Raw genomic sequence first — 25,151 nt, 5'->3', positions numbered from 1 at the left:
GCCACCGACCGCGCGGGTCTGAGCATCCGCTAAGGCCCTTCTGGCAGTGCTCGAAAATTTCTCGCCCACCGCCGAATCCGGGGCTAACGTCGAAGAATGAGTGTGACCGATATCTCAACCGAGCTTGCGGCGGACATGGTGACGCGCAACATTTTCGACTACGGCGATCAAGCGCTGATGCTGGAGTGTGACAGCACCGCGCAGGTCTTGGCGTGGACGCAGACCCTACGCGCCGCTGCGCTGCCCGGCGTGGTCGACATCGTCGGGGCCTCCCGCACGGTGTTGGTGAAGCTCGCCGGTCCCCGCTTCCAAGGGGTTACCCGGCAGCGGATACGCCGGCTGCCCGTCGACCCCGACCTGCTCGCGTCCGAGCACCAGGGCGAACCGCTGCCGGCGCCGGTCATCGACGTCATCTACGACGGCCCCGATCTTGCCGAGGTCGCCAGCCATACCGGTCTGACCACCGCACAGGTCATCCACGCCCACACCGCCACCCGGTGGCGCGTCGGGTTCAGCGGATTCGCGCCCGGGTTTGCCTACCTCATCGGCGGCGATCCTCGGCTGCAGGTGCCCCGCAGGTCCGAGCCGCGGACCTCGGTGCCGGCCGGGTCGGTCGCGCTGGCAGGCGAATACAGCGCGGTATACCCGCGGCACTCCCCCGGCGGGTGGCAGATCATCGGCCATACCGACGCGGTGTTGTGGGACATTGACCGGCCCAACCCGGCCCTGCTCACCCAGGGCATGTGGGTACAGTTCCGGCCGGCGTAGCGAGGAGGATCTGTCGTGATAACCCTGGAAATACTGCGCAGCGGGCCGTTGGCCATCGTCGAGGACCTCGGCCGGGCCGGTCTGGGCCACCTGGGAGTCGGGCGGTCCGGGGCGGCCGACCGTCGCTCGCACACGCTGGCGAACCGCTTGGTCGCCAATCCCGACGACTGGGCGACCGTCGAGGTCACGCTGGGAGGCTTTTCGGCCCGGGTTCGTGGCGGCGACATCGACATCGCGGTGACCGGAGCCGACACCGACCCAACCGTCAACGGAACGTTGTTCGGCACCAACAGCATTCATCATGTCCGCGATGGCTCGGTAATCTCACTGGGAACTCCCAATGCGGGACTGCGTACCTATCTAGCGGTGCGCGGTGGTATCAGCGTCACCCCCGTGCTGGGTTCACGCAGCTATGACGTGATGTCGGCAATCGGCCCGGCACCATTACGGACCGGGGATGTGCTGCCGATCGGCGACCGTTCGCAGGATTATCCGGAACTCGACCAGGCGCCGGTGGCCGCCATCGCCGACCGGGTGGTCGAACTGCGGGCGATACCGGGACCGCGCGATGACTGGTTCGTTGATCCCGAAGCGCTGGTACACACCGACTGGGTGGTCTCCGGTCAAAGCGACCGGGTGGGAACGCGATTGGTCGGCCGCCCGCTGACGCACCGCAATCCAGACCGCCAGTTGCCCAGCGAAGGGACCACTCGCGGCGCAATCCAGGTGCCGCCCAACGGATTACCGGTGATCCTGGGGCCCGATCACCCGATCACGGGCGGCTACCCGGTGGTGGGTGTGGTGATCGATGACGACATCGACAAGGTGGCCCAGGTGCGGCCCGGTCAGCACGTATGGCTGCACTGGGCACGCCCTCGCCGCTGACGCGCGGGCACTGGTAGACAGAAATAGTGCATACCGAGGTTCACACGGCTCGGCTGGTCCATACCGCCGATCTGGACAGTGAGACGCGTCAGGGCATTCGCCAGATGGTCACCGCCGCCTTTGCCGGCGACTTCACCGATCACGATTGGGAACACGCCCTGGGCGGTATGCACGCCCTGATCTGGCATCGCGGCGCGATCATCGCGCACGGCGCCGTGGTGCAGCGGCGCCTTATCTACCGCGGTAGCGCCCTGCGTTGTGGCTATGTCGAAGGTGTTGCGGTGCGAGAGGATTGGCGTGGCCAAGGACTGGCGACTGCGGTGTTGGACGCCACCGAGCAAGTGATTCGTGGCGCCTACGAACTGGGGGCGCTCAGTTCCTCGGCGGGCGCCCGCCGGCTGTACACATCTCGAGGCTGGTTGCCGTGGCACGGCCCGACATCGGTGCTGTCCCCCACCGGCCCCATTCCCACACCCGATGATGACGGAACCGTGTTTGTGCTGCCGGTCGATGCCAGCCTGGACACCTCCGCCGAATTGATGTGCGACTGGCGCGCGGGAGACGTCTGGTAATACCTCGGCGCCGCGCCTTCCTGCCAGCCAGTTTTCAGATAACTGCGATTCAACTTTCAGCCCATATCCACCCCTTCGAGTTGACCGGCTTGCATGATCGATGTGAGCATCGAAACAGGCGGTGGCGCATGCCTCTTCATTCGTGATTCATCTCGAGACTCGCCTGACTTCTCAACGCATGCTTGCCGGAAAAGCGGCGCCACCGTCGGCGAAAGGTGCAGACGCCAACATGAACCGCAACCATCGGATCGAGCACTGGGATCCCGAAGACGCCCAGGCTTGGGAGGCCAGCAACCACGCCGTCGCTCGCCGCAACCTGCTGTGGATCACCGCATAGCGACCACGTCGCCTTTGGGGTTTGGACGCTCTGGCCGGTGTTGGTGCTGTTCATGCCCTACGACGTTTACGGCTTCTCCGCTGCGGACAAATTCCTGCTCGGCGCCACAGCCACCTTTGTTGCGGCCTGCCTGCGCATCCCGTATTCGCTGGGTATCGCCACCTTCGGCGGCCGGAACTGGACCGTGTTTTCGATTGCGGTGCTGGCCATTCCCACCATCGGCACGATCTGGTTGCTGAGCCACCCGGGGTTGCCGCTGTGGCCGTATCTGGCATGCGCCGCATTGACCGGATGCGGTGGCGCCAACTACGCGGCGTCGATGACCAACACCAACGCCTTCTACCCGCATCGGCGCAAAGGCTTCGCTCTCGGGTTCAACGCCGGCGCCGGCAATCTCGGCGTCCCCATGATTCAGCTGGTGGGGCTGCTGGTGATCGCGATCGCCGGCTATCACCAGCCGTATTGGGTGTGTGGACTGTATCTGTTGCTGTTGACGGTCGTCGCCGTCGGAGCGGCCCGCCAGATGGATAACCTGGCGCACGCCACCTATGACGTGGGCCATTTGCGGGCCATCCTCACCCAGCGCGACACCTGGGTACTGGCCCTGCTCTATCTGGGCACTTTCGGCTCCTGGATCGGGTTCTCCTTCGCGTTTGGCCAGGTGCTGCAGATCAACTTCGTCGGTAGCGGACAAAGCCACGCACAGGCCGCCCTGCACGCGGCCGAGTTCGCCTTCATCGGGCCGGCGCTGGGCTCGCTAGCCCGGATCTACGGCGGCCGACTGGCGGATCGGGTCGGCGGCAGCCGGGTCACCCTGGCGGTCTTCATCACGATGGCGTTGTTTACCGGGCTGTTGGTGGCCATCAGTACCCACGGCGACCACACCCCAGGTCCGGCCACCGTGGCGATGACGGCGGGCTACATCGGCGGCTTCCTGGCCCTTTTTGCGCTCGCCGGCCTGGGCAACGGTTCGGTATACAAGATGATCCCCTCGGTCTTCGAGGCGCTCAGCCACCGGAACCAGATCACCGAATTCGAGCGACGCCGCTGGTCACAGGCCATGTCGGGAGCGGTGATCGGATTTGTCGCCGCCTTTGGCGCCCTCGGGGGCGTGGGCATCAATCTGGCGCTGCGACAGTCCTATCTGAGCACCGGAACAGACACCTCCGCCTATTGGGTCTTCCTGCTGTTTTACGTCGGCGCCGCGCTTCTGACCTGGTCGAGATACGGGCGCCGAGCGGTCCCGGTCGCCGGTACCGCGGGGACGGCATCCGGATCCCGGCTGGCCCGAGTGTGACTGGGGTCGCAGGGGTGGGCAATGCGGGCAGCAATTGCTTGGTAACGCATCCGAAACCTCACACGCTTAGACACGACATATGGCCCAGCAAAAATCTGAGCCACTGCGGGGCTACCGGATTGCGGTGACGTCTTCTCGCCGGGCCGAGGAGTTGTGCGCACTTCTGCGCCGCCACGGTGCCGACGTCTGCAGTGCCCCTGCGATCAACATGATCGCGCTGCCCGAAGACGACGAACTCCAGGGCAATACGGAGGCGTTGATCGCCAACCCACCCGACATCCTGGTGGCCCACACCGGTATCGGTTTCCGGGGCTGGGTAGCCGCGGCCGAGGGGTGGGGGCTGGCCGGCGAACTCGTTGATGCGTTGTCGGTAGGCCGGACCATATCGCGCGGACCGAAGGCGACCAGCGAGCTACGCGCGGCGGGCTTGCGCGAAGAATGGTCGCCAGAATCGGAATCCTCGCAAGAAGTTCTGGAATACCTGCTTGAATCCGGGGTCGCCGGTCAGCGGATCGCCATTCAGCTACACGGCGCGGCCGATGGCTGGGATCCCTTCCCCGAGTTTGTCGGCGGCCTCCGCGCGGCGGGGGCCGAGGTGGTGCCCATTCGGGTGTACCGCTGGAAGCCAACGCCATTGGGCGGCGCGTTCGACCAATTGGTCACCGAGATCGCCCGGCGACAGTTCGACGCGGTGAGTTTCACCTCTGCGCCCGCCGCGGCCGCGGTGCTCGAGCGTGGCCGCAAGCTGGATATCGAAGAGGAACTGCTGGAGGCGCTGCGCAACGACGTACACGCGATGTGCGTCGGCCCCGTCACCTCTCGCCCCTTGATCCGCAAGGGGGTGCCCACCTCATCGCCGGAGCGAATGCGGCTGGGCGCCTTGGCCCGTCATATCGCCGAGGAACTTCCGCTACTTGGCTCCTGCACCGTGAACGCCGCAGGCCACGTCGTCGACATCCGCGGAACCTGCGTGCTCGTCGATGGCTCCATCAAGACACTGTCGGGGTCGGGCATGGCGATATTGCGCGCCTTGACCAAGCGCCCCGGAGACGTCGTCGCCCGCAGCGAGCTGCTGAATGTGCTTCCCGGAAACGGCGACGACACTCACGCGGTAGACACCGCCGTATTGCGGCTGCGCACGGCGCTGGGCGACAAAAACATCATCGCGACGGTGGTCAAGCGTGGTTACCGGCTGGCGCTCGACACCCAGGACGACACCGCATGCACCTGATACTCACGGCGCACGGCACCCGCCGGCCGGCCGGTGTCGCGATGATCGGCGACCTGGCGGCGCGGGTGAGCGCGCTGCTGAAGCAGACCGTGCAGGTGGCGTTTGTCGACGTGTTGGGTCCCACACCCAGCGAAGTGCTCGGCCGACCTGCGCCGGGACGGGGCTCGGCGCAATCGGCAATCGTGGTACCCGCCTTCCTGTCCCGCGGCTACCACGTCCGCATCGACCTGCCGGCGCACGTCGCGGCCAGTGGCCACCCCGACGTCACCGTCACCCCGGCACTGGGCCCCAGCCGAGAGATCGCCAGAATCCTCATCCAGCAGCTGCTGGAATCCGGCTGGCGCCCGGATGATTCGGTGATATTGGCCGCGGCTGGGACATCGGATCGACGGGCGCTCGACGACCTGCGCACGGCGCGCGCGTTCCTGTGCGCACTTACCGGTTCACCGGTGACCCTCGGGTTTGCCGCAACCGGCCGTCCCGACCTCCGCACCGCTGTTCGCGCCGCGCGGCGCAACGGGGCCCGCCGGGTCGTGGTCGTCTCCTATCTGCTGGCCGAAGGCCTGTTCCAGGAGCGGCTGCGCGCCTGCGGCGCCGACGTGGTGACCCCGCCGCTGGGCAACCACCCCGGCTTGGCCGAACTGATCGCGACGCGGTTCCACAGCGCCATCTCGGCTGCGGTGCCTACGGTTCCACGATCACCGATGCACACCCGAGCCGAATCACATGAAACACAAAGCATTGTTGGTTGAGAACGCCGACGTGGACAATGCTTGATCTTTGACCATATCCGGGTGATCCTGACACCATGGCCAATAACGAAGAGCCCTCCCGCGGGCTCCTCGATCCGGTGGCGAAGCTGCTGCGTTTGCCCTTCGGCACACCGGAGTTCATCGACGAGATTGTCGCCGGCAGTGTCAACCAGGTCGGCCGCCGGACTCTGTACATGCTGATCACCACGTGGGACGCGGCGGGCGGCGGCCCGTTCGCCGCCAGCGCTGTCGCCTCCACCGGCCTGGCCAAGATGGCCGAAATCGTCCAGTCGATGTTCATCGGGCCCATCTTCAACCCACTGCTCAAAATGCTCGGCGCGGATAAGATCGCCGTCCGCGCGTCATTATGTGCCTCGCAATTGGTCGGCTTGGGCATCATGCGCTACGGGTTGCGCTCCGAACCAATGCATTCAATGTCAGTGGATGCGTTGGTGGACGCCATCGGCCCCACCATGCAGCACTACCTTGTCGGCGACATCAGCCGGGGGTAGGCGCCCAAGCCGCCTGCCACGATATCGGGCGGGCATCCTGGGGCTTGACCGTGCGCATGGGGCGTCACATCGTGAGCTGGATCGCCACGGCTGCACCCCCGGATCCGTGGGCTCACGCCCAAATCCGTAGACCCGGTCAGGCGGCCAACCGCGCGACCTGAATCTTGCCTTCCGCAGTGACACGCGCCGGGTACACCGGCACCGAAACGCGTGGATCATCAAGGCAGCTACCGTCGTCGAGCGCGAACGCCTGTTTCTGAATCGGAGATTGAACTGCCGCACGGCCGTCCCGATCACCGACGATGCCACGGGACAGCACGGCCGCACCGGAGAACGGGTCGATGTTTCCCAGCGCGTGCACCGAGCCGTCGTCCAGCCGGAACAGAGCCGCCTGACTGCCGTCATCGAGCAGCACACCCACACCCCGGCCGGGGATCAGATGGTCGTATGCACAGGCGGTGGTCCATACCTGAATGTCGTTGAGAAGTGTCACACTACCTCCTAGAATCTTCGCGACTTCATGATCGGACCCGCGGAATGCCAATGGAGACAGGAACTTTACGTCCCGCACGCTCGGTGAATGTCACTGCCGGGTCGGCGGCGTCGGGGGCATTGACGAAAGAGACGAACCGCGACAGCTTGTCCGGGTCCTCCAGCACGCCCTTCCACTCGCACTTGTAGTTGGCGACGTGGTGCTGCACCGCCGCTTCGAACTCTTCGGCCAGGCCCAAGGAGTCGTCACACACGACCTCGCGGACGTGATCGAGTCCGCCCTCAAGTGATTCGACCCACGGCGCGGTGCGCTGTAGCCGATCGGCCGTTCGGACGTAGTACATCAGGAACCGGTCGATCTAGCGGACCAGCGTCTCAGTGTCGAGGTCGCTGGCCAGCAGCTGAGCATGCTTGGGAGTCATGCCGCCATTGCCGCCGACGTACAGGTTCCAGCCCTTTTCGGTGGCGATGACGCCGACGTCCTTGCTGCGGGCTTCGGCACACTCGCGCGCGCAACCCGAAACGCCCAGCTTGAGCTTGTGCGGCGCCCGCAGGCCTCGGTAACGCAGTTCCAGGTCGATGGCCAGCTGCACCGAATCCTGTTGCCCGTAACGACACCAGTCACTACCCACGCAGCTCTTCACCGTCCGCAACGCCTTGCCATAGGCGTGGCCGGACTCCATGCCCGCATCGACCAGCCGCTTCCAGATCAGCGGCAGCTGATCGACTCGCGCACCGAACATGTCGATCCGCTGGCCGCCGGTGATCTTGGTGTAAAGCCCGAATTCCTGGGCGATTTGGCCGATCAGAATCAGATGCTCCGGCTTGATGTCGCCACCAGGGACCCGCGGCACCACCGAGTAGCTACCGTTCTTCTGGATGTTGGCCAGGAAGTGATCGTTTGAGTCCTGCAGCGAAGCCTGCTCGCCGTCCAGGATGTGGTCGGACCCGGTGGACGCCAGGATCGACGCGACCACGGGTTTGCAGATGTCACAACCCTTTCCGCGACCAAAGCGTTGTAGCAGTCCCGAGAAGGTCCGGATTTCGGTAGCCGAAATGATCTGGAAGAGTTCCGCGCGCGATTGGCTGAAGTGCTCGCAGAGCGCCTTGGACTGTTCGACACCCTCGGCTTCCAGCAGTTGCTTCAGCAGCGGCACGCACGAACCGCACGAGGTACCGGCCGCGGTGCACGCCTTGAGCGCGGGCACATCGGCGCAGCCGTCGGCGATCGCACACTTCAGCTCGCCCTTGGTGACGTTGTTGCAGGAACAGATCTGTGCCGAATCGGGCAGTGCGCCAATGCCCAAGGCACCAGCACCGTCGCCAGAGGCGGGCGAGATCAGCGCCAACGGATCGCCGGGCAACTCGCTGCCGACCATCGGGCGCAACACCCCGTACGCAGAAGCGTCGCCCACCAGCACGCCGCCCAGTAGCGTCTTGGCGTCATCGGAGAGCACCAGCTTGGCGTAGGTGCGATTCACCGCGTCGTTGACGGCTACCTCGAGGCAGTTCTCGGTAGCACCCATCGCGTCGCCGAAGCTGGCCACGTCAACGCCGAGCAACTTGAGCTTGGTCGACAGGTCGGCTTCGGGGAACTCCGCGACACCGTTGAGCAACCGGTCGGCCACCACCTCGGCGCTGGTGTAGCCGGGCCCGACCAATCCGTAGCAGCGCCCCTCGATGGCGGCCACCTCACCGACCGCGTAGATGTCGGGATCGCTTGTCTGACAGGACAGATCGGTGAGCACGCCGCCGCGCTCGGCGATCGCGAGGCCGGCCGCCCTGGCCAATTCGTCGCGGGGCCGGATACCCGCCGCGAAAATCAATGCGCCGGCGTCGATGACGTCGCCGCCGGCCAGCCGCACCCGTAGCGACGTCGCGCCATCGGAATGCTCGACAGACTCAATCGAGTCGGTGCCCGTCCCGACGTGCACAGCGATCCCGAGGTCGGAAACCATCCGGGCCAGTAGCGCGCCCCCGGCCTCATCGATCTGTTGGGCCATCAACCGCGGCATCATCTCGATGACGTGCGTCTGCAACCCGAACTGGCGCAACGCGTTGGCGGCTTCCAGCCCGAGTAGGCCACCGCCGATGACCACGCCGGCGCCACCGTGGCCATCGCGCAGTGCGCGTTCGGCGCAGGCATGGATAGCGTCGAGGTCATCGAGCGTGCGATACACGTGGCAGCCGGGCAGGTCATGGCCGGGCACCGGAGGGACAAAGGCGTAGGACCCGGTGGCCAGCACCAGGGCGTCATAACCGTGTCGCGTGCCGTCGGCGGTGACCACCGACTTGGCCGCGCGGTCGATCTCGGTGACCCGCGTGTTCAGCAGCACCCGAACCCGCTCGTCACCGGCGTAGTCGTTGCCCGGCAATGCCAGCTGAGCCCGATCCCAGGTTTCGGTGTAGGAGGTCAGGCCCACGCGGTCATATGCCGCATCCGCTTCCTCGGCCAGCACCGTGACCCGCCAGCGATCGTCGGTGTCGCGGGCCCGAAGCGCCTCGACCATCCGGTGGCCCACCATGCCGTGGCCCACCACGATGACGTGTCGCGGGACACCGGGGTTCGCATCGTGCGCACGCACAGTTCCGCCTGGGGCCATGGCATGAAGGCTAGAGGCGGGAAATTACCGAAAAATCGCCAAATGTGACACGTGGGTGACGTGGCGCTCACACCTGCCAACGGACTGTGTGACCCCGTTCGCTCTGGGCGAAACCCCAGGTGGAACTTTAGCGTGGTCAACTCATGTTCTTGCTAGTAGCCGACCGGCGAGGAGCCGGACACAGCTAACTCACACGGAAGCATAAGGAGAAAATCATGAGCAATCTCGCGTTGTGGTCGCGTCCGGCCTGGAGCACCGATCGCTGGCTGCGGGACTTCTTCGGACCAGCGGCGGCATCCGATTGGTACAAGCCGCTGGCCACCGGATTCAATCCGGCCGCGGAGATCGTCAAGGACGGCGACGACGCAGTGGTCCGCCTCGAGCTGCCCGGCGTGGACGTGGAAAACGACGTCAATGTCGAGGTGGAGCGCGGCGAGCTGGTCATTCGCGGCGAACACCGCGACGAGCACGCCCAGGAAGCTGGGGAAGCCGACCGCCGCACGTTGCGCGAAATCCGGTACGGATCGTTCCGCCGGTCGTTCCAGCTGCCCGAACACGTCACCAGCGAGGCCGTCTCGGCTTCCTATGACGCGGGCGTGCTGACCGTGCGGGTGCAAGGCGCCTACCGGGATCCGGCGGCGAGTGAGCCGCAGCGCATCGCAATCACCAAGTAGGTCCGGCCGGCTCGCTGGGCGCACTGATCCGGCGGAGTGAACGGCTCCGCCGGGTCAGCGGCATTCGACTCCGGTCAGCGCCAGCGGGCCAGCAGCTCGGTCGCCCGGCCGGACAGGGCGGCCTGCAGAAAGGGGCCGAAGCTGATCCGGGCGACACCCAACCGGCCGAATGAGGCTGGATCGTCCTGGTCGGGCAGCGCGATCGCGTTGATCGGCAGCGGCAACTGCGCCGCCAACCGCCGCAACGTATCCGGGTCGTGACGGCCCACCGGGTACAGCACATCGGCGCCGGCGGCCGCGGCCTCGGTCAACCTCGCCACGGCCCGCTCGAAGCGGTCTGCCGGGTCACCGTCGCGACGCAGGAAAAGATCGGTGCGCGCGTTGAGGACGACATGCACGCCGGCCGCGTCGGCGGCCGACCGTAACGCGCCGACCAACTCGGCGTGTTCGCGGCGAGACCTCAGTCTTGCGCCTTCGGAGTGCACCGTGTCTTCGATGTTCAGCCCAACAGCGCCCACGCTCAGCAAGCCCTCGATCAACCGCTGCGCATCCAGCCCATACCCGGATTCGATGTCCACCGACACCGGGATGTCGACGGCCGCCGTGATCTGCGCGACCCGGGCGAGCACGTCGTCGAACGACATCCCCTCGTTGTCAGGTTTTCCGATCGAATCGGCCAGTGGGTGGCTGCCCACCGTCAGGGCGGCGAAGCCGGCGTTCGCGGCCAGCCGCGCCGACCACGCGTCCCACACCGTCGGCAGCACCACCGGGTTGCCGGGCTGATGCAGCGCGAGCAACGCCAGGGCGCGCTCGGCGGTGACATTCAAACCTTGCTCGGATGGCATGGCGACCTTGGTTTCCTGCCCGCGCTATGTCTTGACTGCCGTCTGCCAGAGACTGTGGATAGTATCGGTGGGCGTACTGTGATCCGTAACACCATCAGCCCGTAGGGAGCATGCGTTGTCCCCCACAAACGAACTCGCCGAACTGCACGATCTCATCGGCGATCTGAGGCGGTGCGTGACCTCGCTGAAGTCGCGATACGGCGACGATTCAGGCATGCGCCGCGTCGTCATCGATGCCGATCGGATCCTCACCGACATCCAATTACTCGACACCGATATCGCAGAATTGGACCTGGATCGAGCTTCGGTGCAGCAATCCGTCGAGAAGATCGCCATCCCCGACACCGACTATGACCGCGATTTCTGGCGCGATGTCGACGACGAAGGTGTCGGGGGTCACAGTAGATACTGACAATCAAGCCCCGCCGAAATCAGGGTCCTCTATCTGTGTACCCTTCGACGAGATACCACTCGAAGAGGATCGCACTAGATGAGCGCACCCACGGCGAACCGTCCCGATACTGGCGTTTTCTCACCCAGCCGGGCCAAAATCCCGCAGCGGACGCTACGTACCGACCTCTGGTGGTGGGCGCCGCTGGTCACCAACATCGGATTCCTGGCGTTCATCGTCTATGCCACCACCCGGGCGTTTTGGGGCAGTGGCTACTGGGTGGAGAAATACCATTACCTGACACCCTTTTACTCGCCGTGCGTCAGCGCGTCCTGCGCACCGGGCGCAAGCCACCTTGGTGTCTGGTTCGGGCACTTTCCCTGGTGGATTCCGTTGGGAAGTCTGGTATTACCGTTCCTGCTCGGTTTCCGGCTCACCTGCTACTACTACCGCAAGGCTTACTACCGTTCGGTATGGCAATCACCGACCGGCTGCGCGGTACCCGAACCACGCGCGCACTACACCGGGGAAACCCGTCTGCCGCTGATCATTCAGAACAGCCATCGGTATTTCTTCTACGTTGCGGTAGTGGTGTCACTTATCAACACCTACGACGCAATTATGGCCTTCCACTCGCCCACGGGTTTTGGATTCGGTTTAGGCAATGTCATTTTGGTGACCAACGTGCTCTTACTCTGGGCCTACACCATTTCCTGCCATTCATGCCGGCACGCAACCGGCGGCCGTCTAAAGCATTTCTCCAAACACCCAGTGCGTTACTGGATCTGGGCACAAGTGAGCAAGCTCAATACCCGGCACATGCTATTCGCGTGGATCACGCTGGGCACCCTGTCGCTCACCGATTTCTACATCATGCTGGTGGCTACTAACACCATCACAGATCTCAGATTTATTGGCTGACAAGCCGTTTCAGGATTTATCAAGAAATAGCTGAGCGAGGTTTTCAATGGTTGAGGTCGAACGGCACTCCTACGACGTTGTCGTGATCGGTGCCGGCGGCGCGGGGCTGCGGGCGGTCATCGAGGCACGCGAGCGCGGCCTGAAAGTCGCGGTCGTGTGCAAATCGCTGTTCGGCAAGGCCCACACGGTGATGGCCGAGGGTGGCTGCGCGGCCGCGATGGGTAACAGCAACCCCAAAGACAACTGGAAAACCCACTTCGGCGACACCATGCGAGGCGGGAAGTTCCTCAACAACTGGCGCATGGCCGAACTGCACGCCAAGGAAGCCCCGGACCGGGTCTGGGAGCTCGAAACCTACGGCGCGCTGTTCGACCGCCTCAAAGACGGCAAGATCAGCCAGCGCAACTTCGGTGGGCACACCTATCCGCGGCTGGCCCACGTCGGTGACCGCACCGGCCTGGAGTTGATCCGCACCATGCAGCAGAAGATCGTGTCGCTGCAGCAGGAGGACTTCGCCGAGGTCGGCGACTATGAGGCTCGGATCAAGGTGTTCGCCGAATGCACGATCACCGAGCTACTCAAAGACGGTCCCGAAAACGGCGGGCGGATCGCCGGAGCCTTCGGCTACTGGCGGGAAAGCGGCCGCTTCATCCTGTTCGAGGCGCCCGCCGTGGTGATGGCCACCGGCGGGATCGGCAAGTCCTTCAAGGTCACGTCCAACTCCTGGGAGTACACCGGCGACGGGCATGCCCTGGCACTGCGGGCCGGCGCGACGTTGATCAACATGGAGTTCGTTCAGTTCCACCCGACCGGCATGGTGTGGCCGCCCAGTGTGAAGGGGATCCTGGTCACCGAAGGTGTTCGCGGTGACGGCGGGGTGCTCAAGAACTCCGATGACGATCGATTCATGTTCGGTTACATCCCGCCGGTGTTCAAAGGCCAATACGCGGAGACCGCCGAAGAAGCCGACCAGTGGCTCAAAGACAACGACTCGGCCCGTCGCACCCCTGACCTGTTGCCGCGAGACGAGGTGGCCCGCGCCATCAACTCCGAGGTCAAGGCGGGCCGGGGCACCCCGCACGGCGGCGTCTACCTCGACATCGCGTCGCGGCTGACCCCCGAGGAGATCAAGCGCCGGCTGCCGTCGATGTATCACCAGTTCATGGAGCTGGCCGGGGTCGACATCACCAAGGAGCCGATGGAAGTCGGGCCGACCTGCCACTACGTGATGGGCGGCATCGAGGTCGACGCCGACACGGGCGCGGCCACGGTCCCCGGGCTGTTCGCCGCCGGCGAGTGCTCGGGCGGCATGCACGGCTCCAACCGGCTGGGCGGGAACTCGCTGTCCGACCTGCTGGTCTTCGGTCGGCGGGCCGGCCTGGGCGCCGCCGACTACGTGCGCGCGCTGAGCAGCCGTCCGACCGTCTCACCGGAGTCCGTCGACGCCGCCGCCAGGCTGGCCCTGGCGCCGTTCGAAGGGCCCACCGACGGCACCGCTCCGGAAAACCCGTACGCGCTGCAGATGGACCTGCAGTTCCTGATGAACGACCTGGTCGGCATCATCCGCAACGCCGACGAGATCAGCAAGGCGTTGACCCTGTTACGGGAGCTGTGGGCACGCTACGAGCATGTGCAGGTCGAAGGCCACCGCCAGTACAACCCGGGCTGGAACCTCGCGATCGACATGCGCAACATGCTGACCGTCAGCGAGTGTGTGGCTCGGGCCGCGCTGGAACGCACCGAGAGCCGGGGCGGGCACACCCGCGACGACCATCCCGGCATGGACCCGAACTGGCGCAACGTCTTGTTGGTCTGCCGGGCCGCCCAGGAAGCCACCGACGGTTCCCACATCACCATCACCCGCCAGCCGCAGGTACCAATGCGGCCGGACCTGCTGGACCTCTTCCAGATTTCCGAGCTGGAGAAGTACTACACCGCCGAAGAGTTGGCCGACCATCCAGGACGGAGAACGTAATGGGTTACAACGCGAGCTTGCGCGTGTGGCGCGGCGACGAGAGCAACGGCGAGCTGCGCGACTTCACCGTCGAGGTCAACGAGGGTGAAGTGGTGCTCGATGTCATCCACCGTCTGCAGCAGACCCAAACGCCCGACCTGGCGGTGCGCTGGAACTGCAAGGCCGGCAAGTGTGGATCCTGCTCGGCGGAGATCAACGGCAAGCCGCGACTGATGTGCATGACCCGAATGTCGACCTTCGCCGAAGACGAGATCGTCACCGTGACGCCGCTGCGCACCTTCCCGGTGATTCGCGACCTGGTCACCGATGTCTCGTTCAATTACGAAAAGGCACGCGAGATTCCCTCTTTCGCGCCTCCCGAGGAGCTGCAGCCGGGCGAGTACCGGATGGCCCAGGTCGACGTCGCGCGCTCGCAGGAGTTCCGCAAGTGCATCGAGTGCTTCCTGTGCCAGAACGTCTGCCACGTGATCCGCGACCACGAGGAGAACAAGAAGGCGTTCGCCGGTCCGCGGTTCTTGATGCGCATCGCCGAACTGGAAATGCATCCCCTCGACACTCGGGACCGGCGCAACGAGGCACAAGAGGCGCATGGCCTGGGGTACTGCAACATCACCAAGTGCTGCACCGAGGTATGCCCGGAAAACATCAAGATCACCGACAACGCGCTGATCCCGATGAAGGAGCGCGTGGTCGACCGCAAGTACGACCCGGTCGTGTGGCTGGGCAACAAGCTGTTCCGACGCTGACTTGGCGGCCCTAGCGTTAGGCCCGGGGCCGCGCCGGGTACCCCGCAGTGATGCGAGAAACGACCAGCATTAGCGACATCCGAACCGCGATCCGCGAGTTGACCGTCCGCGCTGAACTCGCGCACAAGCAGGGCCGCCACGATGACGCCGCGGAGATCGAGCGCCGTATCGCGGGCTACCGAGACGAACTCGGGGACCGCCCGTAGCGGATTGGCCGCGGACAGAAATCGGGTAGCCGATGCGGGCCTAGTCGGCGGGAGCGAGCCGCTTGGCCGAGTAGGCCGCCGCCACATTGAGCAGCAGAACGATCATCACCGGCCACACCACATCGTGGAACTGGGCGAGGATGCCTAGCAGCGAACTCAACCCCACCAGGCCCGCGCTGATGACAAGTCGCCCGAAGGCGATCAACGAGATTCTCAGCGTGGGATCGGCATTGTGGGCAATCCACAGTTGCCCCGCGGTGAACACGCTTTGGTTGGCGATTGACGCCAATGCGATCACCAGGCTGATGGCCACCAGGTTGGGCCAGGATCCGGCCAGCTGAAACGCGATGGCGATCACTGCCGCGGCGATGCTGAGAATCGCACTGCCCGCAAACAAGCCGACCAGCCCGAATCTTTCGCGGATCCGATTCCACACCCGTATCCCACCCACGAGTCCGACACAGACGAACAAGACCAAGACGACGACGTTGTCGTGCTCGTCCCCGGGTATTGCGGCAACGCGGATGCTGTAGAACGAGCTCCCCAGCACGACCGATCCGAACAGCAGCTGAACTGCCCGGTAGCGGCGATACCAACTTTCACGACGCAGGGCCGCCAGCCCGACGTGCACGACCTTGTTCAGCCCCGGGGCCTTGTGCACGGGCGGGACGATCCGCTGCGGCAACCCCAGACAAATCAGCCCGGAGATTGCCATCGCCGCAGTGGCGGTCCACAGCAGGCGGATGTTGTTGGTCAAGTGGTCTTCATGGGGCACGAAGGACAACGCCACGGTGACGATCGCCGTCAACGCCGCGCCGACGCCGGCTTCGGTGAGCAGCACCTGCGCCCTATCGGTTCCCGACGGCATCGCTGCCACCAAATCCGCGAACGCCACGAAGGAGAAGGCTGACACCGCCCCGATAAAGAGCACATTCACCAAGAACAGCGATCCGGCTTCGTTTCCGTCGCCCATGGTTGCGCCCATCGCATTGACGGCGGCCAGGACGGTCAGCCCGAACACAATAATGACCAATCGGCGGCGTCTCGGGACCGCGGCGAGCACGGCGGGCGCGAGCATATTTCCAATTGCCGCTCCGGCTGTGAACGCGGGAAAAATTAGTGCCGCCATCCACAATTCCGCGTGGAGTTCGGCCACCACAAACGGCAAAACGATGGGGACATTGCCAAGCTGAAGTGCCGTCCGGTAGAAGCCACTTTGCGTGATGACCAGCCACAGAACACGCTTGCTCGGGCCATCGATGCGTCCTTCCGGACGCGATGTTTCCACCACGTTCTGCTACCCGCCGGCCACCCGGGTCGCCCCCACGTCGGGCGCATTCGCAAACCAGCACGAATGGCCCGAGGGGCCCTTCCAGCGCATGGGTGACGCGATCAATCCGGCAACGCCCTCAGCCCCACCAATGATCGCCGCAAAAGCATCAGAATCTGCGGTATCGGGGGCACCAGGAATCGAGTGGGCGAAGTCGCGGTCGATTCCCATCTGCACCTCCTGCACGGAAACGCAAAAAACAGGGTACTAATTAGTACCGCCGCGGCGCCAGGCATTCGTGTCCACAATTTGGCGCCCCACACCCGCACCCGCACGAAAAGAAAGCGACCCCCGCGCGCTACGCCGGCCCGAAAATGGTGCGCCGGATCATCACCGCCAGGTCAAGACCCGTGATTCCCCACCAGAACACGGCGGATCGTGTTCGAGAAGTTCGACTGGTCACACGCCCAGGCGACGAAACACACTTCGGTGAAATACGATCGGCGCCACCTGCGCGTCCACGGTGACCTCGCTGACCCGCAACACCACGATGGTGTGGTCCCCGGCGGGAATCAGCTGCTCAATGGCGCTTTCCAGCCACAAACTGGTGCCCTTGATGAAGACGGCACCGCTGTCGTTGCACACCGTCTCCAAACCGGCGAAGCGGTCCCCCGTCTTCGCGGCCAGCGTGCGCGCCGCCTCGTCATGAGCTTCGCCGAGCACGCTGATACCCAGCATGGGTGCGCCTTTGAGTTTGGGCCAGGTCGTCGAAACGTTCTGCACACAAAAAGAAACCAGCGGCGGATCCAGCGAGACGGGAACAAAGGTGCTGGCCGCGAGGCCTTCCCGCGCGCCATTGATCTCCGCGGCGATCGCCACCACACCGGATGGAAAGTGGCCAAACGCTTCGCGCAGCGACGATGGTGTCAGGTTGCTCTGTGGATTCACCAGACTTCAAGCGCCCCTTGAGCCGAGGACAATTTCTGGTCACCGACCCTACTCGCCGGATACCCGCGGGCAGTGACCAGATCGGGATGACCGGCAATCGGGCTGTCCAGAGCTGGCGGCGCGAGTCCGCGCCCCCAACTGAGCCCGCCGCCCCGATCGGGGGAGCCGAATTAGGCATGAATCGCTGACCGACACCAATAAACGGGTCGCGCGCACCGCCTCCGAGGAAATGGCACAAACGCAGTGCGTGGGCGGCCACGCGGCGGCCATTACGCAGGCCCGGTTGGCCCGCAGATCCGCCATTCGACCCCGTGGTGACGCGCCCCACATCCGCCATGCCGCCGCCATCACCGCAGCTAGAGGACACCGCCGGTGGATCGGAAACCATGGTCCCAACCGGTTGGTTGGTTTGGTCGTGCAATGTAGCTCACATCAACTTGCGAACAAGTATCAAACCGATATATTTTACCAGTGTTACTGGTGGGTAACTTAGAACCTAGTACCCAACCATCATGTGGCATTCTTCAACGAGGAGGACCGTAGTGAGCCACTACAAGAGCAACGTCCGTGACCAGGTATTCAACCTCTTCGAGGTGCTGGGCGTTGACAAGGCTTTGGGCGAAGGTCAGTTCAGCGATCTGGACACCGACACCGCCCGCGAAATGCTGACCGAGATCAGCCGGCTGGCCGAAGGCCCGGTCGCCGCGTCGTTCATCGAGGGTGACCGCAACCCGCCGGTTTTCGACCCGAAGACCCACACGGTGACTCTGCCGGAGTCTTTCAAGGACTCGGTGCGTGCCGTCATCGAAGCCGGTTGGGACAAGGCCGGCCTGGACGAGGAACTCGGCGGCATGCCGATGCCCCGGGCCCTGATGGGGGCGCTGCACGAGCACCTTCTCGGCGCCAACCCGGCGGTGTGGATGTACTCCGGCGGCGCTGGCTTCGCCCAGATCATGTACCACCTCGGTACCGAGGAGCAGAAGAAGTGGGCCGTGATGGCCAGCGAGCGCGGCTGGGGTTCGACGATGGTGCTCACCGAGCCGGACGCCGGCTCGGACGTAGGCGCCGGGCGGACCAAGGCCGTCGAGCAGGCCGACGGTTTCTGGCACATCGACGGGGTCAAGCGGTTCATCACCTCGGGTGACTCCGACGACCTGTTCGAGAACATCTTCCACTTGGTGCTGGCCCGCCCCGAGGGCGCCGGTCCGGGCACCAAGGGGCTGTCGCTGTTCTTCGTGCCCAAGTTCCTGTTCGACTTCGAGACCGGCGAGCTGGGCGAGCGCAACGGCGTATTCGTCACCAACGTCGAGCACAAGATGGGCCTGAAGGTATCCGCGACCTGCGAGCTGTCGCTTGGCCAGCACGGCGTGCCGGCCAAGGGCTGGCTGATCGGGGAGGTACACGAGGGCATCGCGCAAATGTTCGAGGTCATCGAGCAGGCCCGCATGATGGTCGGCACCAAGGCGATCGCCACGCTGTCGACCGGCTACCTCAACGCACTCGAGTACGCCAAGTCCCGCGTACAAGGCGCCGACCTGACCCAGATGACCGACAAGACGGCACCCCGGGTCACCATCACCCATCACCCCGACGTGCGTCGTTCGCTGATGACCCAGAAGGCATACGCCGAGGGCCTGCGTGCGCTGTACCTCTACACCGCCACCTTCCAGGACGCCGCGGTCGCCGAGGCCGCGCACGGTGTGGACGCCAAGCTGGCGGTCAAGATCAACGACCTGCTGCTGCCGGTGGTCAAGGGTGTCGGCTCCGAGCAGGCGTACGCCAAGCTCACCGAGAGCCTGCAGACCCTCGGTGGGTCCGGCTTCCTGCAGGACTACCCGATCGAGCAGTACATCCGGGACGCCAAGATCGACTCCCTGTACGAAGGCACCACCGCCATCCAGGCTCAGGACTTCTTCTTCCGCAAGATCGTCCGCGACAAGGGTGTGGCGCTGGCCCACGTTTCCGGCCAGATCCAAGAGTTCGTCGACAGCGAGACCGGCAACGGCCGTTTGAAGACCGAACGCGCACTGCTGGCCAAGGCGCTCACCGACGTGCAGGCAATGGCAGCCACCCTGACCGGCTACTTGATGGCCGCGCAGCAGGACATCAACAGCCTCTACAAGGTCGGCCTGGGTTCGGTGCGCTTCCTGATGAGTGTCGGCGACCTTGTCATCGCCTGGTTGCTGCAGCGTCAGGCAGCGGTGGCCGTCGCGGCACTCGACGCGGGCGCCACCGGCGACGAGCGGTCGTTCTACGAGGGCAAGGTGGCGGTGGCGTCGTTCTTCGCCAAGAACTTCTTGCCCCTGCTGACCAGCACCCGCGAGGTGATCGACACGCTGGACAACGACATCATGGAGCTCGACGAAGCCGCCTTCTAGAGCGCCCCGATCAACAGTTGAGCCCCCGTTCCAGGAACGGGGGCTCAACTTTTTTCTCAACCAAAAAGACCGCCGCTGGCTCCCCCTCGTTCCAGCGGCGGCCCTTTTCGTACGCCCGTCAATACCGATGACCGGCGGTCGATCTAACGGATTGCCCCGCGTTGCGGTCGGGGTCGGGGGTCAGACCACAATACGGGGCTTTCCAATCAGTTAGATACCCATCAGATGGGGTTACAAACCGCGGGCACCGAAGTTCCGCCGAGCGGCCGGCGTCAACTGGGGGTTCAGGCCTCCAGGATTGCGGCCACGCCCTGACCGCCGGCAGCGCAGATCGAGATCAGCGCGCGCACGGGCTGGGCCGATCCCTTGCGCTCGGCCTTCTTCTCGGCCAGCTGCTTGGCGGTCTGCGCCAGTATCCGTCCACCAGTCGCCGCGAACGGGTGCCCGGCGGCCAACGATGAACCGTTGACGTTGAGCTTGGACCGGTCGATCGAACCAAGCGCGGCGTCCAGTCCCAGGCGCTGCTTGCAGTACTCCTCGGACTCCCATGCCTGCAGGTGCGCCAACACCACCGAGGCGAAGGCCTCGTGGATCTCGTAGAAGTCGAAATCTTGCAGCGTCAACCCGTTGCGGGCCAGCAATCGCGGCACGGCGTAGGTGGGCGCCATCAACAGACCGTCGTTGCCGTTGACGTAGTCCACCGCGGCCGTCTCGGCGTCCACGAGGTAGGCCAGCGGCGACAACGAATGCTCCTGCGCCCATTGCTCGCTGGACAGCAACGCAACCGAGGCACCGTCGGTCAGCGGAGTCGAGTTGCCCGCCGTCATGGTGGCGTCGCCGGCCTTGACGCCGAATACCGGGCGCAGCGAGGCGAGCTTCTCGACGCTCGAGTTGGGGCGCAGGTTGTCGTCGCGGTACAGCCCCAAGAATGGCGTCACCAGGTCGTCGAAGAATCCGCGGTCGTAGGCGTCGGCCATGTTGCGATGACTGGCCGCAGCCAGTTCGTCCTGGTCAACGCGTTTGATACCCATCTGCTTGGCGGTGATGGCGGCGTGATCGCCCATCGACAGCCCGGTCCGGGGCTCGCTGTTGGCCGGGATCTCGACTCCCAGATTGGCCGGCAGCCCACCCACCAGGCGCAGCCTGTGCACGTTGGACTTGGCCCGACGCAGCCGCAGCAGGGTGCGGCGCAGGTCCTCACCCAGCCCGATCGGCGGGTCCGAGGTGGTGTCCACGCCGCCGGCCGCCGCAACCTCATAACGTCCGGCGGCGATCCCGTCAGCGGCAGCGATCGCGGCCTGCAGGCCGGTCCCGCAGGCTTGCTGCAGGTCACACGCCGCGGTGTACGGGGACAGCTCTGATCCCAACACGCATTCGCGCATCAGGTTGAAGTCGCGGCTGTGCTTGAGCACGGCACCACCGACGACGGCGCCCAGCCGTTGCCCGCGCAGGTCAAACCGGTCCACCAGCCCGGCCAGCGCCGCGGTGAACATGTCCTGGTTGGACGCTTCGGCGTAAGCGCCGTCGGACCGGGCGAAGGGGATTCGATTACCCCCCAGGACGGCGACTCGCCGCTTGGTCTGGGCATTCTTCTCAGCAGCAGGGGCCACTTTTCTCTCCGTAGGTACTTGAGCTCTCGGTATGTACGTATGTACTTGAGCTTTGGGTTTTGGGGGATCGGCAGTCGGGGGCCATACTACCCACTGTTCTTACTCTGAAGTAAGTTCGTCCTCGATACGGTGGCTCCTACATCGCACACCCGACACGGAAGGCAGCTCAGTGGCACCCCGGCTCTCGTCCGATCTGTTCTCGCAGGTCGTCAACTCCGGCCCCGGAACGTTTGTGGCCAAGCAACTTGGTGTTCCGCAAGCCGAGACGCTGCGCCGTTATCGCCCGGGGGACCCGCCGCTGGCCGGTTCGCTGCTGATCGGGGGTGAGGGCCGGGTGGCCGAGCCGCTGCGCGCCGCCCTCGCCAAGGACTACGACCAGGTGAGCAATAACCTGGGCGGGCGCTGGGCCGACTCGTTCGGCGGCCTTGTTTTCGACGCTACCGGCATTACCGACCCGGCCGGACTCAAAGGGCTGCACGACTTCTTCAAGCCCGTCCTGCGCAATCTGGGCGCCTCCGCGAGGGTGGTGGTGGTGGGCACCACACCCGACGCCATCGACAACAGTCATGAGCGGATCGCGCAGCGGGCGCTGGAGGGCTTCACCCGGTCGCTGGCCAAGGAATTGCGCCGGGGCAGCACCGCGGCGCTGGTCTACCTGTCGCCGGAGGCCAAACCGGCCGCCACCGGGCTGGAATCGACCGTGCGGTTCATCTTGTCGGCGAAGTCGGCATATGTCGACGGCCAGGTCTTCTACGTCGGCGCGGCCGACTCCACACCGCCGGCCGACTGGGACCGGCCGCTAGAGGGCAAGGTCGCCATCGTGACCGGCGCCGCCCGCGGCATCGGGCAGACGATCGCCGAGGTGTTCGCCCGTGACGGCGCCAGCGTCGTCGCGATCGACGTGGAGTCCGCCGCAGACGCGCTGGCCGAGACGGCCGCCAGCGTCGGCGGCACCCCGCTGTGGCTGGACGTGACCGCCGACGACGCCGTGGACAAGATCACCGAGCATCTACGCGACCACCACGGCGGGAAGGCCGACATCCTGGTCAACAACGCCGGCATCACCCGAGACAAGTTGCTGGCCAACATGGACGACGCCCGCTGGGACTCGGTCATCGCCGTCAATCTGCTCGCCCCGCTGCGCCTCACCGAGGGCCTGGTCGGCAATGGCAGCATCGGTGCGGGTGGCCGGGTGGTCGGGCTGTCCTCGATCGCCGGAATCGCGGGCAACCGTGGGCAGACCAACTACGGCGCCACCAAGGCCGGCATGATCGGCATCGCTCAGGCGCTGGCACCGAGCCTGGCCGAGAAGGACATCACGATCAACGCCGTCGCGCCGGGATTCATCGAGACCAAGATGACTGCCGCCATTCCGCTGGCCACCCGCGAGGTGGGACGCCGGCTGAACTCCTTGCTGCAGGGTGGACAGCCCGTCGATGTCGCCGAAGCCATCGCGTATTTCGCCAGCCCGGCATCAAACGCAGTGACCGGAAACGTCATTCGCGTCTGCGGCCAGGCCATGATCGGCGCCTGACCGCGAAGGGGAATCAAAGTGAACCAGCCAAGCGGCCTGAAAAACATGCTGCGCGCGGCGGCAGGGGCATTGCCCGTGGTGCCGCGTGGGGACGCGCTGCCCAACCGCACGGTCAGCGTCGAGGAACTTCCCATCGACCACACCAACGTGGCGGCCTATGCGGCGGTCACCGGCTTGCGGTACCGCAACAACGTGCCGCTGACCTACCCGTTCGTGCTGGCCTTTCCATCGGTGATGGCACTGGTCACCGGGTTTGACTTTCCCTTTGCCGCAATGGGATCGGTGCACACCGAGAACCACATCACGCAGTACCGGCCGATCGCGGTGACCGACACCGTCGGTGTCAAGGTGCACGCCGAGAACCTGCGAGAGCACCGCAAGGGCCTGATGGTCGACCTGGTCACCGACATCAACGTCGGCAACGAACTCGCCTGGCATCAGGTGACGACGTTCCTGCACCAGCAACGCACGAGCCTGTCCGGCGAACCCAAGCCGCCGCCGCAGAAGCAGCCCAAGCTGCCGCCGCCGGCAGCGGTGCTGCGGATCACGCCTGCCCAAATCCGCCGCTACGCGGCGGTCGGCGGCGATCACAACCCGATCCACACCAATTCGATCGCGGCGAAACTGTTTGGCTTCCCTACCGTTATTGCGCACGGGATGTTCAGCGCTGCAGCGGTATTGGTGAACATCGAAGCCAAGATCCCGGATGCGGTGCGGTATTCGGTCCGGCTCGGAAAGCCGGTGTTGCTGCCGGCCACCGCGGGCCTCTATATCGACGAGGCCGACGCGGCCGACCCCGGCTGGGAAATTGCGTTGCGCAACATGTCCAAGGGCTACCCGCACCTGACCGCGACCATTAAGCCGCTCTAGGGCGGTGGGGCTCAGCCCGCCCGGTGGTCGCGCAGGGGCAGTCGACGCCCCAGCACGAGCGTCTTGAGCCCGTGGGCGCCCACCGCGGTGACCAGAAAGACCACCAGCATCCAAATCGGTGGCCGGGCCAGCTCCCAGACGAAGATCGCCGCCCAGATGGGTGAGCCCTGAGTGACCGCGAGCACTCCGGCGGCAGCGGCCAGCGAGATCACCGGCCCATGCAGGTGGGTTCCGGCGACCGCGTCGATTGCCAGGACCAGCAATGATCCGGCGGCGGCGCCGGTGGCCAACGACGGCGTGAGCATGCCGCCCGCTCCCCCGACCCGCAAGAACAGCGCGGTGAGCAGCGGTTTGAGCACCAAGATCACGGCCGCGGCCGACAGCGTCATCCCGCTGGCAAGGCTGACCGTGAGGATGCTCTTGCCGTTGCCGGGTAGCTCCGGCCACCAATGCGAACCGATGCCGATCGCCAGCCCGGCGGCGGCGAGGCCGGGGATCAACGTCCAGGACCGCACCAGGCTGGCCGGCCGCGCCGCGGCCATGATGCGATTGAAGGCCACACCCACCACGAAGGCCACCGGGGCCAACGCCAACGCATGTGCACTCAGTAGATACGTTGATTCCGCACTGGGCCAATCGAGTTCGGGCCGATCGTGGGTGACGAGCGAACCGATCGCGACGGCCAGGCTGGACGTGATCAGCGCCGCACCGAGGGCCCGGATATTCCAGGTGTTCAACATGATCCGCAGCGCGAAAAGCGCCCCTGCCAACGGGACGGCATAGACCGCCCCCAGCCCGGCCCCCGCCCCGGCCCCGGCCCCGGCCCCGGCCCCGGCCCCGGCCAGCAGAATCTCTCGATCTCCGGGTGACAGCCGCCTCAACCACGTAGTCGCGAAATCGCTTAACGCCGCTGCGAATTGACGTGGGGCGCCCTCTCGGCCCAGCGAAGCACCCGAGCCGACCAACACAACTTGCAGCAGCGCACCGATGCTCCAGGTCCGCCGCGGTATCCGGGCGTGATCGGCGATGGTTCCCGTCAGCGGCGGCACATCGGTTCTGCGGCGCAGTAACCACCAGCCCAGGCCCGCCAACGCTCCCCCAACCATCGGCCCCAGGGCCCGGCGAACGGGGCTGCTGCCAGTGATGCCTTCCAGCAGGGAGCCGAAAGCGTAGTGGTAGGTGAGGTGTTCGACGAAGCGCAGCACCACGGTGGTGGACAATCCGGCGACCCCGGCCAGCAGCCCGACAATGACTACCGCACAGAAGAAGTCGACATCGGGCCGGGATGCTCGCCTGAGGACGGACGCGAAGCGGCCCGAGAAGGAGGCGGGCAA

22 protein-coding genes and 2 pseudogenes are annotated in these 25,151 nt (G+C 65.3%); 16 read left to right on the top strand and 8 right to left on the bottom strand.

Features of this window, described 5'->3' with window-relative positions; genetic code table 11:
• Positions 1-96 precede the first annotated feature (96 nt).
• The 7 genes and pseudogenes from MPSD_RS03205 (at position 97) to MPSD_RS03175 (ending at position 6,354) form a co-directional block, all read left to right on the top strand.
• Positions 97-768: a 5-oxoprolinase subunit B family protein gene (locus tag MPSD_RS03205; RefSeq protein ID WP_012392491.1), complete on the top strand. Its 672-nt coding sequence runs from the start codon at positions 97-99 to the stop codon at positions 766-768.
• A gap of 15 nt (positions 769-783) precedes the next feature.
• Complete coding sequence (locus MPSD_RS03200; protein ID WP_020785003.1) at positions 784-1,653, top strand: 5-oxoprolinase/urea amidolyase family protein; 870 nt, start codon at positions 784-786, stop codon at positions 1,651-1,653.
• A 26-nt stretch (positions 1,654-1,679) separates the two neighbouring features.
• On the top strand, positions 1,680-2,225 hold the full coding sequence (locus MPSD_RS03195) for a GNAT family N-acetyltransferase (RefSeq protein ID WP_086084864.1): 546 nt from the start codon (positions 1,680-1,682) through the stop codon (positions 2,223-2,225).
• 229 nt (positions 2,226-2,454) lie between these two features.
• Positions 2,455-3,859, top strand: a pseudogene (locus tag MPSD_RS03190) (nitrate/nitrite transporter).
• A gap of 79 nt (positions 3,860-3,938) precedes the next feature.
• Positions 3,939-5,090, top strand: a complete 1,152-nt coding sequence (locus tag MPSD_RS03185) for a uroporphyrinogen-III synthase (protein ID WP_015354262.1) — start codon at positions 3,939-3,941, stop codon at positions 5,088-5,090.
• A complete protein-coding gene (locus MPSD_RS03180) occupies positions 5,081-5,842 on the top strand; it encodes a sirohydrochlorin chelatase (protein ID WP_012392486.1) in 762 nt (253 codons plus the stop codon). Before MPSD_RS03185 ends, MPSD_RS03180 begins: the two co-directional genes overlap by 10 nt.
• Positions 5,843-5,898: 56 nt before the next feature.
• Complete coding sequence (locus MPSD_RS03175; RefSeq protein ID WP_086084863.1) at positions 5,899-6,354, top strand: TetR/AcrR family transcriptional regulator; 456 nt, start codon at positions 5,899-5,901, stop codon at positions 6,352-6,354.
• Between the two features lie 136 nt (positions 6,355-6,490).
• Here MPSD_RS03175 and nirD read toward each other — a convergent pair whose 3' ends face one another.
• Positions 6,491-6,847 (bottom strand): nitrite reductase small subunit NirD, encoded by a 357-nt coding sequence (nirD, locus tag MPSD_RS03170; RefSeq protein ID WP_012392485.1) that lies wholly within the window; start codon positions 6,845-6,847, stop codon positions 6,491-6,493.
• A 25-nt stretch (positions 6,848-6,872) separates the two neighbouring features.
• Positions 6,873-9,449 (bottom strand): annotated as a pseudogene (gene nirB / locus MPSD_RS03165) (nitrite reductase large subunit NirB).
• Positions 9,450-9,664: 215 nt separating this feature from the next.
• On the opposite strand from nirB, the gene MPSD_RS03160 reads away from it, so the two are divergent.
• A complete protein-coding gene (locus tag MPSD_RS03160) occupies positions 9,665-10,123 on the top strand; it encodes an Hsp20/alpha crystallin family protein (protein WP_015354258.1) in 459 nt (152 codons plus the stop codon).
• A 74-nt stretch (positions 10,124-10,197) separates the two neighbouring features.
• Here the strand turns inward: MPSD_RS03160 and MPSD_RS03155 are convergent, their stop codons facing one another.
• Positions 10,198-10,968, bottom strand: a complete 771-nt coding sequence (locus tag MPSD_RS03155) for an isocitrate lyase/PEP mutase family protein (RefSeq protein ID WP_015354257.1) — start codon at positions 10,966-10,968, stop codon at positions 10,198-10,200.
• A gap of 115 nt (positions 10,969-11,083) precedes the next feature.
• Between MPSD_RS03155 and MPSD_RS03150 the strand changes: the two genes are divergently transcribed.
• The 5 genes from MPSD_RS03150 (at position 11,084) to MPSD_RS27985 (ending at position 15,207) form a co-directional block, all read left to right on the top strand.
• Entirely contained in the window at positions 11,084-11,380 is a 297-nt protein-coding gene (locus MPSD_RS03150) for a hypothetical protein (RefSeq protein WP_012392481.1), read from the top strand.
• A 78-nt stretch (positions 11,381-11,458) separates the two neighbouring features.
• On the top strand, positions 11,459-12,280 hold the full coding sequence (locus MPSD_RS03145) for a hypothetical protein (protein WP_020785009.1): 822 nt from the start codon (positions 11,459-11,461) through the stop codon (positions 12,278-12,280).
• Positions 12,281-12,326: 46 nt separating this feature from the next.
• The gene (locus MPSD_RS03140) at positions 12,327-14,255 is read left to right on the top strand and encodes a fumarate reductase/succinate dehydrogenase flavoprotein subunit (protein ID WP_012392479.1); all 1,929 of its coding nucleotides are present in this window, start codon (positions 12,327-12,329) and stop codon (positions 14,253-14,255) included.
• Positions 14,255-15,001, top strand: a complete 747-nt coding sequence (locus MPSD_RS03135) for a succinate dehydrogenase/fumarate reductase iron-sulfur subunit (RefSeq protein WP_020785010.1) — start codon at positions 14,255-14,257, stop codon at positions 14,999-15,001. Before MPSD_RS03140 ends, MPSD_RS03135 begins: the two co-directional genes overlap by 1 nt.
• Positions 15,002-15,051: 50 nt before the next feature.
• The gene (locus tag MPSD_RS27985; protein WP_015354256.1) at positions 15,052-15,207 is read left to right on the top strand and encodes a hypothetical protein; all 156 of its coding nucleotides are present in this window, start codon (positions 15,052-15,054) and stop codon (positions 15,205-15,207) included.
• A 40-nt stretch (positions 15,208-15,247) separates the two neighbouring features.
• Here MPSD_RS27985 and MPSD_RS03130 read toward each other — a convergent pair whose 3' ends face one another.
• From MPSD_RS03130 to MPSD_RS03120, 3 genes are all read right to left on the bottom strand, one after another.
• Positions 15,248-16,498: an MFS transporter gene (locus MPSD_RS03130; RefSeq protein WP_086084862.1), complete on the bottom strand. Its 1,251-nt coding sequence runs from the start codon at positions 16,496-16,498 to the stop codon at positions 15,248-15,250.
• Between the two features lie 6 nt (positions 16,499-16,504).
• The gene (locus tag MPSD_RS03125) at positions 16,505-16,708 is read right to left on the bottom strand and encodes a hypothetical protein (RefSeq protein ID WP_015354254.1); all 204 of its coding nucleotides are present in this window, start codon (positions 16,706-16,708) and stop codon (positions 16,505-16,507) included.
• 228 nt (positions 16,709-16,936) lie between these two features.
• Positions 16,937-17,425: a flavin reductase family protein gene (locus tag MPSD_RS03120; protein WP_012392475.1), complete on the bottom strand. Its 489-nt coding sequence runs from the start codon at positions 17,423-17,425 to the stop codon at positions 16,937-16,939.
• A 542-nt stretch (positions 17,426-17,967) separates the two neighbouring features.
• Here MPSD_RS03120 and MPSD_RS03115 point away from each other — a divergent pair.
• Positions 17,968-19,803 (top strand): acyl-CoA dehydrogenase, encoded by a 1,836-nt coding sequence (locus tag MPSD_RS03115; RefSeq protein WP_086084861.1) that lies wholly within the window; start codon positions 17,968-17,970, stop codon positions 19,801-19,803.
• A gap of 284 nt (positions 19,804-20,087) precedes the next feature.
• Here the strand turns inward: MPSD_RS03115 and MPSD_RS03110 are convergent, their stop codons facing one another.
• Complete coding sequence (locus tag MPSD_RS03110; RefSeq protein ID WP_011739368.1) at positions 20,088-21,413, bottom strand: acetyl-CoA C-acetyltransferase; 1,326 nt, start codon at positions 21,411-21,413, stop codon at positions 20,088-20,090.
• Positions 21,414-21,582: 169 nt separating this feature from the next.
• On the opposite strand from MPSD_RS03110, the gene MPSD_RS03105 reads away from it, so the two are divergent.
• Both MPSD_RS03105 and MPSD_RS03100 read left to right on the top strand, forming a co-directional pair.
• The gene (locus MPSD_RS03105) at positions 21,583-22,947 is read left to right on the top strand and encodes a 3-oxoacyl-ACP reductase (protein WP_086084860.1); all 1,365 of its coding nucleotides are present in this window, start codon (positions 21,583-21,585) and stop codon (positions 22,945-22,947) included.
• An 18-nt stretch (positions 22,948-22,965) separates the two neighbouring features.
• Positions 22,966-23,817: a MaoC/PaaZ C-terminal domain-containing protein gene (locus MPSD_RS03100; protein WP_020785014.1), complete on the top strand. Its 852-nt coding sequence runs from the start codon at positions 22,966-22,968 to the stop codon at positions 23,815-23,817.
• Between the two features lie 11 nt (positions 23,818-23,828).
• On the opposite strand, the gene MPSD_RS03095 is transcribed toward MPSD_RS03100, so the two are convergent.
• Positions 23,829-25,151, bottom strand: a complete 1,323-nt coding sequence (locus MPSD_RS03095) for a chloride channel protein (protein WP_165601449.1) — start codon at positions 25,149-25,151, stop codon at positions 23,829-23,831.

Origin of the sequence: Mycobacterium pseudoshottsii JCM 15466 (assembly GCF_003584745.1) — a bacterium.
Lineage (GTDB): Bacteria > Actinomycetota > Actinomycetes > Mycobacteriales > Mycobacteriaceae > Mycobacterium > Mycobacterium marinum.
The sequence above is the reverse complement of the archived record's forward strand: the minus strand, read 5'-3'. Positions and strand labels throughout refer to the sequence as shown.

Bases quoted from the DNA above. Each gene is read 5' to 3' on its own strand.
- MPSD_RS03205 (WP_012392491.1), top strand. From the start codon at position 97: ATGAGTGTGACCGATATCTCAACCGAGCTTGCGGCGGACATGGTGACG.
- MPSD_RS03185 (WP_015354262.1), top strand. From the start codon at position 3,939: ATGGCCCAGCAAAAATCTGAGCCACTGCGGGGCTACCGGATTGCGGTG.
- MPSD_RS03180 (WP_012392486.1), top strand. From the start codon at position 5,081: ATGCACCTGATACTCACGGCGCACGGCACCCGCCGGCCGGCCGGTGTC.
- MPSD_RS03175 (WP_086084863.1), top strand. From the start codon at position 5,899: ATGGCCAATAACGAAGAGCCCTCCCGCGGGCTCCTCGATCCGGTGGCG.
- MPSD_RS03160 (WP_015354258.1), top strand. From the start codon at position 9,665: ATGAGCAATCTCGCGTTGTGGTCGCGTCCGGCCTGGAGCACCGATCGC.
- MPSD_RS03155 (WP_015354257.1), bottom strand. From the start codon at position 10,968: ATGCCATCCGAGCAAGGTTTGAATGTCACCGCCGAGCGCGCCCTGGCG.
- MPSD_RS03145 (WP_020785009.1), top strand. From the start codon at position 11,459: ATGAGCGCACCCACGGCGAACCGTCCCGATACTGGCGTTTTCTCACCC.
- MPSD_RS03140 (WP_012392479.1), top strand. From the start codon at position 12,327: ATGGTTGAGGTCGAACGGCACTCCTACGACGTTGTCGTGATCGGTGCC.
- MPSD_RS03135 (WP_020785010.1), top strand. From the start codon at position 14,255: ATGGGTTACAACGCGAGCTTGCGCGTGTGGCGCGGCGACGAGAGCAAC.
- MPSD_RS27985 (WP_015354256.1), top strand. From the start codon at position 15,052: ATGCGAGAAACGACCAGCATTAGCGACATCCGAACCGCGATCCGCGAG.
- MPSD_RS03125 (WP_015354254.1), bottom strand. From the start codon at position 16,708: ATGGGAATCGACCGCGACTTCGCCCACTCGATTCCTGGTGCCCCCGAT.